At 64.3% G+C, this 12,169-nt stretch carries 12 protein-coding genes and 1 pseudogene; 1 reads left to right on the plus strand and 12 read right to left on the minus strand.

What is annotated here, in order from left to right; translation table 11 throughout:
• Positions 1-252, plus strand: a pseudogene (locus tag YU3_RS41370) (hypothetical protein); the annotation flags it as partial.
• 37 nt (positions 253-289) lie between these two features.
• On the opposite strand, the gene YU3_RS0127645 reads toward YU3_RS41370, so the two are convergent.
• From YU3_RS0127645 to YU3_RS0127695, 12 genes are all read right to left on the minus strand, one after another.
• A complete protein-coding gene (locus YU3_RS0127645; RefSeq protein WP_027169260.1) occupies positions 290-703 on the minus strand; it encodes a DUF126 domain-containing protein in 414 nt (137 codons plus the stop codon).
• The gene (locus YU3_RS0127650; protein WP_027169261.1) at positions 700-1,953 is read right to left on the minus strand and encodes an aconitase X catalytic domain-containing protein; all 1,254 of its coding nucleotides are present in this window, start codon (positions 1,951-1,953) and stop codon (positions 700-702) included. The genes YU3_RS0127645 and YU3_RS0127650 overlap by 4 nt, the downstream gene beginning before the upstream one ends.
• Positions 1,950-2,438 carry a GNAT family N-acetyltransferase gene (locus tag YU3_RS0127655; RefSeq protein WP_027169262.1) on the minus strand — a complete coding sequence of 163 codons (489 nt, stop codon included), beginning with the start codon at positions 2,436-2,438 and terminating at the stop codon, positions 1,950-1,952. The genes YU3_RS0127650 and YU3_RS0127655 overlap by 4 nt, the downstream gene beginning before the upstream one ends.
• 4 nt (positions 2,439-2,442) lie before the next feature.
• Positions 2,443-3,198, minus strand: a complete 756-nt coding sequence (locus YU3_RS0127660; protein ID WP_027169263.1) for a molybdopterin-synthase adenylyltransferase MoeB — start codon at positions 3,196-3,198, stop codon at positions 2,443-2,445.
• A 149-nt stretch (positions 3,199-3,347) separates the two neighbouring features.
• Positions 3,348-4,505, minus strand: a complete 1,158-nt coding sequence (gene recF, locus YU3_RS0127665) for a DNA replication/repair protein RecF (protein WP_027169264.1) — start codon at positions 4,503-4,505, stop codon at positions 3,348-3,350.
• 199 nt (positions 4,506-4,704) lie between these two features.
• The gene (dnaN, locus tag YU3_RS0127670; protein WP_027169265.1) at positions 4,705-5,823 is read right to left on the minus strand and encodes a DNA polymerase III subunit beta; all 1,119 of its coding nucleotides are present in this window, start codon (positions 5,821-5,823) and stop codon (positions 4,705-4,707) included.
• Between the two features lie 18 nt (positions 5,824-5,841).
• Positions 5,842-6,201 (minus strand): hypothetical protein, encoded by a 360-nt coding sequence (locus YU3_RS40840; protein WP_198021727.1) that lies wholly within the window; start codon positions 6,199-6,201, stop codon positions 5,842-5,844.
• 40 nt (positions 6,202-6,241) lie between these two features.
• On the minus strand, positions 6,242-7,789 hold the full coding sequence (gene dnaA, locus YU3_RS0127675; RefSeq protein ID WP_027169266.1) for a chromosomal replication initiator protein DnaA: 1,548 nt from the start codon (positions 7,787-7,789) through the stop codon (positions 6,242-6,244).
• Positions 7,790-8,634: 845 nt separating this feature from the next.
• Positions 8,635-8,901 (minus strand): 30S ribosomal protein S20, encoded by a 267-nt coding sequence (gene rpsT, locus YU3_RS0127680; RefSeq protein WP_027169267.1) that lies wholly within the window; start codon positions 8,899-8,901, stop codon positions 8,635-8,637.
• 253 nt (positions 8,902-9,154) lie between these two features.
• Positions 9,155-9,928, minus strand: coding sequence for an enoyl-CoA hydratase (locus tag YU3_RS0127685; RefSeq protein ID WP_027169268.1), 774 nt, complete (start codon positions 9,926-9,928; stop codon positions 9,155-9,157).
• 49 nt (positions 9,929-9,977) lie between these two features.
• Positions 9,978-10,868, minus strand: a complete 891-nt coding sequence (gene mutM, locus YU3_RS0127690) for a bifunctional DNA-formamidopyrimidine glycosylase/DNA-(apurinic or apyrimidinic site) lyase (RefSeq protein ID WP_027169269.1) — start codon at positions 10,866-10,868, stop codon at positions 9,978-9,980.
• Positions 10,861-12,099, minus strand: coding sequence for a phosphopentomutase (locus YU3_RS0127695; protein ID WP_027169270.1), 1,239 nt, complete (start codon positions 12,097-12,099; stop codon positions 10,861-10,863). The genes mutM and YU3_RS0127695 overlap by 8 nt, the downstream gene beginning before the upstream one ends.
• Positions 12,100-12,169: the final 70 nt, after the last annotated feature.

Below are 12,169 nucleotides of genomic sequence, written 5' to 3' on the forward strand. Positions count from 1 at the left end.
ACCAATCCCGAGAAGCTCGCAAGCCTCATCGTCATCGTGATGCTCGCCATCACATGGGCCTACCGATGCGCCACCCAGACCATGGGCATGAAGGCCATACCCCGCAAAAGCCACGGCCGCCGCGAAAAATCCTGGTTCCGCATCGGTCTCGACGCACTCAGAGACTGGATCGTCAACTGCCCCAAAGCAGCCGCCCACGCGTGGCTCGAAAAACCACCCCGAAGATCGATGATAAGCTCAAAAAACGCCTGAGTCGTGTACCGTGGAATCCGTTTCGACGCGACGCGCTTTAAACGGCCACGCTGACGGCACCGTCTGCGGCGACTGTTACGGCGGTTCCACGGTAGGTATCGAACTGGCCGCGCTCGAGCCGCACCGCGATCGGCGTTTCCCAGCCCATTTCCCGGGCGACGATCAGCCCGAGCAGCAGGATGGCGTCCGGCTCGTGCAGCACCAGCGCCGCCGGCGCCCGTCCGTTGTGGACGAGCTCCATCAGCACCGCCGAAGCGGATGACGAGCCGATCGTGCCCGGCAGGAACAGCACCCGGCCGGCAATGACCTCGCCATGCTGCGGGTGGCGGACGTCGGCGATGCGTCCGGTCTTGGGATCGACGCCGCCCCAGAAGCTGATCGGCGCCGTCAGCACCAGCGCTTCGCCTTCGCCTGCCTTGCCCGGCACCAGGATCTCTGGCGGAGTGCTCATGCGGCGATATCCGTGAAGACCGGCTTGCCGAGGACCGCGCTTTCGACGCAGTCGGCGAGCGACGCGTAGAGCACCGCATAGCCGGTATTGCCCGGCGCGTAATGCGCGAACTTGCCGGAATTGGTCATCAGCACGCCGTTGCTGAGCTCCGGCATGATCGGCGTCACCACCACGCAGGTATCGGCGACGATGACGACACCGCTGGCTTCGAGCCGCTTTCGCCGGCCGTCCTGCTCCAGCAAGGCAAGCGCGTGGCGGCCGGTGCAGGCGTATACCGGTACCGTGAGCCGCCGACCGGCGATCAGCCGCTCCAGGCTGTCGAACTCGGCGTGCGACAAATGCGGGCTGCCAATCGCCACCGCATCGATGGCTTTGCCCGCGGCGGTGGTCGACAGGCCGGCGCGCGCCTTCGCGACCATCTGGGGCGTCACGCGGATCACCGCCTCCGGTTCCGGTCCGGCCAGGATGGTTTCGACGTCGGGAGCCTCGGGCGTCACGCCGGCGATGTGGAACAGGCCGACCGCGCCGGACGACGCAGCCGCCGCGCCGAAGGCCTTCAGCGCGTCCTCGCCCGGATGATTGGCCACACCGGTGACGACACCGACCGCGTCACCCACCTCGCGGCCATAGAGGCTGCCAAGAACAGGCCAGGCGATCTCCGAGGCAAGGAAAGATGGCGACAGGCCCGAGACATCGAAAATGAGCCGCGCCCGGCGATTATCGGGCCGGTGCAGACCGTAATCCGGCGAGCGGCCGGTGATGGCGCAGGCAATGTCCAGAAAATCGCCGTAGCGATTGGTGCGCGCGCCCAGCACCGAATTGCAGAAGACGACCGCGTTGGACTCGCCCCAGGCCACGTCGCTGCCAGGCGCGGGCCTGTGTCCGGCCTGATAGGGTGCGCAGGTCCAGCTCTGCTCGCAGCCGAGCTTGCGATAGGCCTCCATCATCCGCCGCGCCATGCCGCGTTGCGGCTCTTCCAGGCGAATGCGCGAGCATCCCATCAGGTCGAGCGCTCCGACATTGAGCGTCGAGCGCACCGCGACCTTTGCGCCGCCTTCGACCAGCCTCTCGGCAAACAACGTGCCGGAATCGCCATGGTAAAGCGCCCCGTCGATATGAGTGGACGCGATCGGGATGAGCCGCGGCGCGCCGAGCAGGCGGGCGCTTTCGGCGACGATGCGCATCGCCATGCCCGCGCCATCCTGGCCGGCGGCGATCGCCTGTTCTTCCGGGCTGAGTGCGAGGCTCAAGACAGCACCTTGCGCATGGTGATGGAGGTTGGTCTGTCATAGCCCTGATGCGCCGTGCGCCCGGTCTCGCGAAAGCCGAGCCGGGCGAAGGCTGCATGGTTTGCGGCCAGTTCGATACGGGTCTGAAGCTCGATCGCATCCTTGCCGCGTTCACGGGCAAGACCCTCGACCGCCCGCATCAGCCGGGTTCCGATGCCTTGGCCCTGGAGCCGTGGCTCGACCGCGAGCTTGCCGACATAGAAATCCCGCGTCCGTTCCAGCGCGAAGACGCAACCGACGATGCGGCCGTTCTCGACGGCCAGAAATACGGTCTCCCGCTTTGCCTTCTCGCCAAGGCTGCCGGCTGTCAGAAGATGCGCCGATGACGGCGGGTCGATGATGCCGTCCATATAGGCGAAGGCGCGCCGGATCAGCGCGAGCAAGTCGTCCCATCGGTCGAAATCCGCGGGAAGGCCGACTATGGAGATGCCGACGGTCTGGTCCATGCGCTCAGACGGCCTTGTAGCGGATGGTGTCGAAGCGGGCCGTGAGCCCGTCATAGAGCAGCAGCCGCCCGATCAGCGGCTCGCCTATGCCGGTGATCAGCTTGATCGCTTCCATCGCTTCCAGCGTGCCGATGACGCCCGTCAGCGCGCCGACGATGCCGGCAACGGCGCAGGACGGCACCAGCCCTTCGGGCGGCGCTTCCGGGAACAGATCGCGATAGCTCGGATTGCGCTTGCCGTCGGCGCCGGTCTCGAACGGCTTCAGCACCGTCACCGAGCCGTCGAAGCGCCCGACGGCGGCTGTGACGAGGGGTTTCCTTTCACCGGCGCAGGCATCGGCGACAGCGTAGCGCGTCTCGAAATTGTCGGAGCCGTCGACAACGATGTCGTAGCGGGCGACGAGGGCAGGGGCGTTCTGCGCCGTCAGCCTCAGGCGGTGCGATTCCACCGTGACATTGGGGTTGATGCGCATGATCGCTTCCCGTGCGCTGTCGGTCTTGGCCATGCCGATCGTGTCGCCGCCATGGATCACCTGCCGCTGCAGGTTGGACAACGAGACCGTGTCGTCGTCGACGATGCCGAGCGTTCCGACGCCGGCGGCGGCCAGATATTCGAGCACCGGTGCGCCGAGCCCGCCGGCGCCGATCACCAGCACCCGCGCCCGTTTCAGCTTCTGCTGGCCCGGCCCGCCTATCTCGGGCAGCACGATGTGGCGGGCGTAGCGTTCGAGCTCTTCGTCGGTCAGGGCAGCACTGGTCATGGCCGGACCATATCGCGGGCAGAAAACCTTGTCATGTACGGGCAAAGCGAAGCTTTGTCCCGCCGGGCAAGCACGGGCAAGGCGAAGCCTTGTCCCGCCGGGCAAGCACGGGCAAGGCGAAGCCTTGTCCCGCAGGATGAGCGCTGACATCAGCCGGTCGCGCCGACGCTGCCGTGATCGACCGTCAGGAACTGCGCGCGGCCCTCAAGGCTCGAAAACAAGGCGGCATCCGTGCCTGTCATGAAGGTCTGGCAATTCAGCTCCTCGAGTATGGAGAACAATGCCGCGCGCCGGCCTGCATCGAGATGCGCGGCGATCTCGTCCAGCAGGAGGATTGGCGTCAGGCCCGACATCTCGCCGGTCAGCCTGGCATGCGACAGCACGATGCCGACCAGCAGTGCCTTCTGCTCGCCGGTCGAGCAAAGCTCGGCCGACATCGACTTCGGCCGATGCCGCACCACGAGATCGGAACGATGCGGACCGTCCAGCGTGCGGCCGGCGGCGCGGTCGCGCTCGCGGCCATTGGCAAGTGCTGCGCGGTACCGCTCCTCGACGTCGACCGCGGGTGCGCTGCCCAGAGCGCTCTCCAGGTCGCCGGCAAGGCTGATATCGGCCTGCGGAAACGGCCCGCTGCCCGGCAGCCTGTCGATCATGGCGGCAAGCAGCCGCACCAACTCGACCCGCGCCGCGGCGATCGCCACGCCGGTCTCGGCCATCTGCGTCTCGATCGCGTCGAACCAGGCGCCGTTGCGCGAGCCTTCGGTAAGCAAACGGTTACGGCCGCGCATGGCTTTCTCGTAGTCGAGAGCGCGCTGGCCGTGACCGGGGTCGATCGCCAGGACCAGCCGGTCGAGGAAGCGGCGGCGGTCCATCGCCGGCCCGGGAAACAGCCCGTCCATCGCCGGCGTCAGCCAGATGACCCGCAGCCATTCCAGCATGTCTGCGGCCGATCGGGCAGGCGCAGCGTTGATCCGCACGCGTCTGCCGCCTTCTCCAGCGGCGTCTCCGCCGGAAATGCCGGTGCCGATCTCGACTTGGCCTTCGGGTCCCTCGATGCGCGCGTGCAACGCAAAGCCGCCGTCGCCACGTTCGCGCGCCACATCCGTATAGGGCGCGCGGCGCAGCCCACGCCCCGGCGTCAGGAACGAGATTGCTTCCAGGAGATTGGTCTTGCCGGCGCCATTGTCGCCCGACAACACCACCGCACCGGGCGCAAGCTCAAGCGACAGCGCCGCATAATTGCGGAAATTCGTAAGGGTTAGCTTACTTATATAACTTTGCTGCCGAAGCTGTTTCGCGTCCGCGATCACGGTTGCACATCAGGTCCGCTAGAGCAATTCCAGGAAAAGTGCACGGCGGTTTTCCGTCCGGAATTGCGACAGGCAAAAGCGCAATTCCAAGAAAAGTGTGGCACTGTTTTCCGTCCGGAATTGCGACAGGCAAAAGCGCAATTCCAGGAAAAGTGTGGCACGGTTTTCCGTCCGGAATCGCGTCGACAAAAAAGGCCTAAACTCGCATCGGCATCAGCACGTAGAGCGCTGTTTCGTCGGCCATGTCGTGGATCAGCGTCGGCGAACCGGCGTCGGCCAGCATGAATTTGGCTTCCGTACCCGTGAGCTGGGCCGCGACGTCGAGCAGGTATTTGGCGTTGAAGCCGATCTCGATCGGGTCCGACGAATAGTCAGCCGCCAGTTCCTCGGTGGCGCTGCCCGAATCCGGGTTGTTGACTGCGAGCGTGACCTGGCCGTCATTGATCGAAAGCTTCACGGCCCGGCCGCGTTCGGAGGAAATGGTCGAAACCCGGTCGACGGCCGCGGCAAAGCTCTGGCGGTCGATGATCAGCTGCTTGTCGTTGCCGGTCGGAATGACGCGCTGGTAGTCGGGGAAGGTGCCGTCGATCAGCTTCGAGGTCAAAACGACGCTGCCGATGGTGAAGCGGATCTTGGTGTCCGACAATTCCGTGGTCACCGCGACGTCGGGATCGTCGACCAGCTTCTGCAGCTCGCTCACCGTCTTGCGCGGAATGATGATGCCCGGCATGCCTTCCGAACCGGCCGGCGCGTCGATCTCGGCGCGCGCCAGGCGGTGTCCGTCGGTCGCCACCGAGCGCAGCTTCAACTTGCCGCCCACCTCATGCGTGTGCAGGAAGATGCCGTTGAGATAATAGCGGGTCTCTTCGGTGGAGATGGCGAATTGGGTCTTGTCGATCAGTCCCTTGAGCGCCGCCGATTCCAGACGGAAGATATGCGAGAACGAGCCGGCCGAAAGCTCCGGGAAGTCGGATTGCGGCAGGCACTGCAGGCGGAAGCTCGAGCGCCCGGAGGTGACGGTCATCGCGTTGCCGTCTTCGTCCGTCTTCAGCATCACCTCGGCGCCGTCGGAAAGCTTGCGCACGATATCGTAGAGCAGATGCGCCGGTACCGTCGTGGCGCCGCCGCGTTCGACCTTGGCGGGCGTCGCCTCCGTTACTTCGAGGTCGAGGTCGGTCGCCTTCATCTCGAGGCTGGCGCCCTCGGCGCTGAGCAGCACGTTGGACAGGATCGGTATGGTGTTGCGCCGCTCGACCACGCGGTGGACGTGGTTGAGGGACTTCAAGAGGTTTGACCGTTCCAGGATAACACGCATGACGAAAACAGGCTCGCTTCAATGAATGAACGGGTCACCGGCAGGCGGCATCCCGGGAAAGCCCTGAAAGGCTTTCAGAATCTGTGTAAGCTGACAGTAAAAAGCCTGCGAACGCAAGCCCGCGGCACCGGTTCCGGCCGGTTGCGCGGGCTTTCTGGGGATAAAGCCGGCGAAGCGCGTCGTGCAATGCATGTCGCCCAAAAGTGCGCAGCGGTTTTGGGAAAAACGACATGCACGAAACAGAAGCACGTCGCCCAAAAGTGCGCAGCGGTTTTGGGAAAAACGACATGCATGAAACAGAAGCGTGTCGCCCAAAAGTGCGCAACGGTTTTGGGAAAACGACATGCATGAAAACAAGTACTTAAAGCGCGTCGCCAATCCGTTTCGACGCGACGCGCTTTACGATTTTTGAGCTGCCTCAGGCCTGGTCGTTGATCAGCCTTCTGAGCAGTTCGAGCTCCTGCGCCAGCGTGTTGTCGGCGCCTGAAAGGTCTTCGATCTTGCGCACGGCATGGAGCACGGTCGTGTGGTCGCGGCCGCCGAAACGCCGCCCGATCTCCGGCAGTGAGCGCGGCGTCATCACCTTCGACAGATACATCGCGACCTGCCGCGGCTTGACGATGGTGCGCGTGCGCCGGTTGGACAGGAGCTCCGTCTTCGACACGTTGTAGTGGCGCGCCACGATGCGCTGGATGTCCTCGATGCGCACCCGCTTCGGCTCGCCCGAGCGGTAGATGTGGCCGAGGATCTCGTCGATGCGGTCGATCGTGATCTGCGGCTCGAAGGACTGGCGGAACAGAAGCTGGTTGAAGGCGCCTTCAAGCTCGCGCCCGCTGCCGGTAACCGTGCGCGCGACATGGTCCAGAATTTCGTCCGAGATATCGAGCGAGGTGTCGTCGGTCTTGGCGGTGGCGCGCCGCAGCTTCAGCATGCCGAGCCGCATGGTGAAATCCGGCGCCGACATTTCGAGCGCCACGCCGCCATTGAGGCGCGAACGCACGCGCGGCTCCAGCGATTCCAGTTCCGACGGCGGCCGGTCGGCCGCGACCACCACCTGCTTGGCGCTGTCGAGCAGCATGTTGATCAGGTGGCAGAACTCGTGCTGGATCGATTTGCCCTGCAGGAACTGCATATCGTCGATGATCAGGAGATCGATGTCGCGCAGCTGCTCCTTCAGCGTCAGCGCGTTGTTGTCGCGGATCGCGGTGGCGAAGCGCCACATGAAATACTCCGCCGTCAGATAGACGACGCGCGACTTCGGATTGTGCCGCAGCGATTCCGCGGCGATCGCCTGCAGGAGGTGCGTCTTGCCGAGCCCGACGGTGGCATGCAGGAAAAGCGGATTGAAGCGCACCGCGCTCGACTGCGATTCCGCCACCGCCTTGGCTGCGGCGAAGGCCACCCTGTTCGACGGTCCCTCGATGAAGGAGGTGAACGTGTAGCGTGGGTCAAGCGGCGAGCCCAACACATTGTGGCGGAACTCCGTTTCCACGGACGCGCCCTGGCGGGGCGCCGGCGCTCGTTGTTCCACCCGTCCGGCGCCCGCAGTGCCGTTGGCGAGCGCGGTATGCGTCTGCTTGGTCATCTTGCGCGCTGGCGCGATTTCCGGCTCGACATGGTTGCGCCCCTGGCGCGTCGCGGTGCGCACGACGATCTCGATCTTGAGGATGTTGGGGTCCTCATGCCGCCACAGCTCGGCGATAAGCTCGAGGTAATGGCCGTTGATCCATGACCGCAGGAAGGCCGTGGGCACGGAGATGCGGACAATGCCGCGGGAGGCCTCTGCGACCTTCATGCGACCGAACCAGCTCGAATAGACCTCGACTCCGAGACGCGCCTTCAGCTGGGTCTTGACCCGCTCGAATTTCTGTTCCGCGTCGTTGGATGCCGCCACGTGCTCCCCCCCGACAAAAGTTGCTGGAAACGGGAGCTCGCCCGCTATCTCCCTCTCGATGCCGCTTTGCATGATCATGGTCCCTTGTCTTTCTCGTACCCTTTTCCCGCCGGGGATGCGCCTCCTGCATCCTTGGTCCAGCGACCCTCATTTCGCTGCGCCGCCACTGCCGCCGCCGGCAATGATCGTCGCAACTCGCGCAAGGGACAGGCTGCCGGCTCCGCACGCCGGCCTCCGACAACGACAAGGCAATACATCACCCTCCGGCGAAAACGCCGGCGAGACATCGACCGCCATGTACAATTACGCCAGTCCCCTACCCGCACCGAAGAGGCAAAACCAAGCCGCACGCGGAATTGCTCCACGTCATGAATTCTGCCATTTTGTGCTGGCCAATTCAGGCTGGGTCAGGGGCAAAAGCCCGTCCCTTCGATGGATGGACATTACCGAAATCGTTGTGGATAGGGCAAGGCCACATCTAACGGTTTTTTAACGAATCTGGTTACCGGACGGAGCTTGAAATCCGGTGCCGCGGCGGCACGTTTTGACAAAGCCATTGTGATTCAAACCCTTTTCCGGCGAATATGAAAAAGGCCGCCCGAAACGAAATATTCTGAAATAATTCTCTTGACAGCGACTTCTCCCCCGCCGCTCGACCGTGAGTTGAACAAGCTGTGGATGACCCGCTGTAAGTCACTGAAAAAGCAACAGATTCTTTGACAGGCGAAATTTGGCAGCCTGCCACGGAGCAGTCGCGTCACTATCAGCGGCACTGTATATGCCGGCAAAGCATTCACGCCATTGCAAGTCCATTCCGGCGGCCATTCGCGGGTGATTTTTTTAAGTACTTGCCGGCAAACGAAAAAACCCGGCCTGTTCGGCCGGGTTCAACGTCGATGGGTCGAGGATTAAATCGGTCAGGCCGACAGCGTCTTGACCCGCTGGGCCAGCCGCGAAACCTTGCGGGAAGCCGTGTTCTTGTGGACGACGCCCTTGGTGGCGGCGCGCATCAATTCCGGCTCCGCCACTTTGAAGGCTTCCACCGCCGCGGCCTTGTCGCCGGCGGCCAGCGCCTCTTCGACCTGGCGCACATAGGTGCGGACACGCGAGCGGCGGTTCTTGTTGACCGCAGCGCGGCGGGCGATCTTGCGCGTTGCCTTTTTGGCCGAAGACGTATTGGCCATGATGCCTCTCTTCTGATCTGGTGGGCGCCAGCGGGGTGCCGCAGGGCGCAAAAAACAAACGGGCAGCCATAGGGCCGCCTCGGTTGGTGCGGCTTATAGTTCAGCTTTTCCGGCGCGTCAACGCCACTTTGCGGTCTTTTTGGAGAAGCTCCAATGCATGTCGCCCAAAAGTGCGCAGCGGTTTTGGGACAACGACATGCATAAAGAAAAAAGCTGAAGTGCGTTGCTGGTATCCACGTCCGCGCGACGCACTTCAGCGATTGCTGAAATTGGGCTTCCGTTTCTCGACGAAGGCGGTCATGCCTTCTTTCTGGTCGTCGAGGGCAAACAGCGAATGGAACAGGCGGCGCTCGAAGCGAAGCCCCTCTGTCAGAGTCGTCTCGTAGGCGCGGTTGACGGCCTCCTTGGTCATCATCACCGACGGCAGTGAGAACTCGGCGATCTTCGCCGCCGCCTTCAGCGTTTCCTCGAGCAACTCGGCCACCGGGACCACCCGTGATACCAGTCCGCAGCGCTCGGCCTCGGCCGCATCCATCATGCGTCCGGTCAGGCACATGTCCATCGCCTTCGACTTGCCGACGAAGCGGGTCAGCCGCTGCGATCCGCCCATGCCCGGCATGACGCCGAGCGTGATTTCGGGCTGGCCGAACTTGGCGTTGTCGCCGGCGATGATGAAGTCACACATCATGGCCAGCTCGCAGCCGCCGCCGAGCGCGTAGCCCGCGACCGCCGCGATGATGGGCTTGCGTGTGCGCGTGAATTCCTCCCAGCCGACGAAGAAGTCCTGCGTGTAGGCGTCGGCAAAGGACAACGCCTGCATTTCCTTGATGTCGGCGCCGGCGGCAAACGCCTTTTCCGAGCCGGTAAGCACCATCGCGCCGATCCCGGCATCGGCGTTGAACGCGCTCGCCGCCGCCACGACCTCCGCAAGGACTTGCGAATTCAGCGCATTGAGCGCCTTGGGCCGGTTCAGCGTGATCAGCCCGACCTTGCCACGCGTCTCGACGAGAATGGTTTCATAAGCCATGGTTTCGCTTCCTTCCGCGGCAGTGGGATGATCGGTAGCTGTTCCTAGCTTACCGCTGACAGGTCCGGCAATAGAAGGTCGAGCGGCCGCTTTGCACGATGCGCTCGATGTGGCCGCGGCAGCCAGGCTTCGGGCATGGCTCCCCTTCGCGATCGTAGACCGCGAAGGAATGCTGGAAGTAGCCAAGCGATCCATCGGCCTGGACATAGTCGCGAAGCGAGGAGCCTCCGGCAGCGATGGCATCGGCGATGACCGAGCGGATCGCCTCGGCAAGGCGCCCACTTTGCTCTTTCGCCTTCTTGGCCGGCCCGGCGATGGAGCCGGCTTCGCGCAGCGGCGAGAGGCCGGCGCGCCACAAGGCCTCCGCCACATATATATTGCCAAGCCCGGCGATCAGCCGCTGATCGAGCAGCGCCGCCTTGAGCGGCGATCTGCGGCCATCGAGCAGCGACGCGAGCAGCGCCCCGTCGAGCGCGTTGCCGGTCGGTTCCACGCCCAGTCCGGCCAGCATCGGATGCGTGTCCGGCGCGCCTTCGGCAAACAGCATGAAGCCGAAGCGGCGCGGGTCGTTGAAGATGATGCGCGAGCGCTCGTCCTTCGGCGAGGCAACGTCGAACACGACATGGTCGTGCGCGGCGCTTTTCGAGCGCTCGTGATGGAAGGTGCCGGGGATGTCGTTGCTTCCGGCGGCTTCGACCCGGAACGATCCCGACATGCCGAGATGGCAGATCAGCACGGGACCGTTTTCGATATGCATCGTCAGATATTTGGCGCGCCGGCCAAGCGCCGTCACGGTCTTGCCGGCAAGCCGCTCCGAAAAGCGTTCGGGAAAAGGAAAGCGAAGGTCGGGCCTGCGCGCCTCGACCTTGACGAGCCGCGCCCCTTCCAGCACCGGCTGCAGTCCGCGCCGGACGGTCTCGACTTCAGGCAGTTCAGGCATGGCCGCCTATCGTTGCGAGGAATGATGTTCCGTGGCGGCCGGCGGCCAGGCCAAGGTGTTCCGCTACGGTTTCGCCGATATCGGCGAAGGTCGGCCTGAGCCCGATGTCGCCGCCCTTCAGCCCCGGCCCGATGCCGATCACCGGAACGCGCTCGCGCGTATGGTCGGTGCCGCGCCACGTCGGGTCGTTGCCGTGGTCGGCGGTCAGGATGAGAAGGTCGCCAGGCCTTATGCGCGACAACGCCTCGGGCAGCCGGCGGTCGAAGGCTTCAAGCGCGGCCGCATAGCCGGCGACGTCGCGCCGGTGACCGAAGTCGGTGTCGAAATCGACGAAATTGGCAAAGACCAGATCGCCTTCGCCGGCGTCGTCCATGGCGCCGAGCGCCTTGTCGAACATCGCCATGTTGCCGCCGGCCTTGCGCACCTCGAAGATGCCGCGATGGGCGAAGATGTCGCCGATCTTGCCGACGGCGACGACCTTGCTGCCGCGGCCGGCAAGCCGGTCGAGCAGGGTCTCCTCCGGCGGCGGCACCGCATAGTCGCGGCGGTTGTGGGTGCGCTGGAACGTGGCGGGTGTCTCGCCCACGAAAGGTCGCGCGATCACCCGTCCGATCTTCAAGGGGTCGACCAGCCGGCGCACCGTCAGGCAGAGCGCATAAAGCCTTTCGAGGCCGAAATGCGTCTCATGCGCGGCGATCTGCAGCACGGAATCGACCGATGTGTAGCAGATCGGCTTGGCCGTACGGATATGCTCTTCGCCGAGCCGCTCGATGATCTCGGTTCCGGACGCATGGCAGTTGCCGAGGATTCCCGGCAGCTTGCCTTCGCGGATGATCGCTTCGGTCAGCTCGGCCGGGAAGGCCGGCACGGTGTCGGGAAAATAACCCCAGTCGAAGCGCACGGGCAGGCCGGCGATCTCCCAATGGCCCGACGGCGTGTCCTTGCCGCTCGACACTTCCTGGGCTGCGCCATGGAAGGCTGAGGCAATCAGCGGCGCGTCGATGCCAGGTCTCAGCCCCGTCGAGGTTTGCGCCGCCCGGCCAAGCCCGAGCGACATCATGTTGGGCACGGCGAGTTGCCCTTTACGCAGACCTTCCCGGTCGGCGCGGCCTTCGGCGCAGGCTTTGAGGATATGTCCGAACGTGTCGGCGCCGGCATCGCCATAGCGTCCTGCGTCGGCCGCGCCGCCGATGCCGAAAGAATCGAGAACGAACAGGAAAGCGCGCGCCATGGGTATCATTGTTGTCAGCCCTGGCTGCCAGACATAAGGTTCCCCGGCAGCGTTGGCAAATCGGAAACCA

The sequence above is a fragment of the Mesorhizobium sp. WSM3224 genome, from assembly GCF_000427725.1.
In the GTDB taxonomy this organism is placed as follows: domain Bacteria; phylum Pseudomonadota; class Alphaproteobacteria; order Rhizobiales; family Rhizobiaceae; genus Mesorhizobium.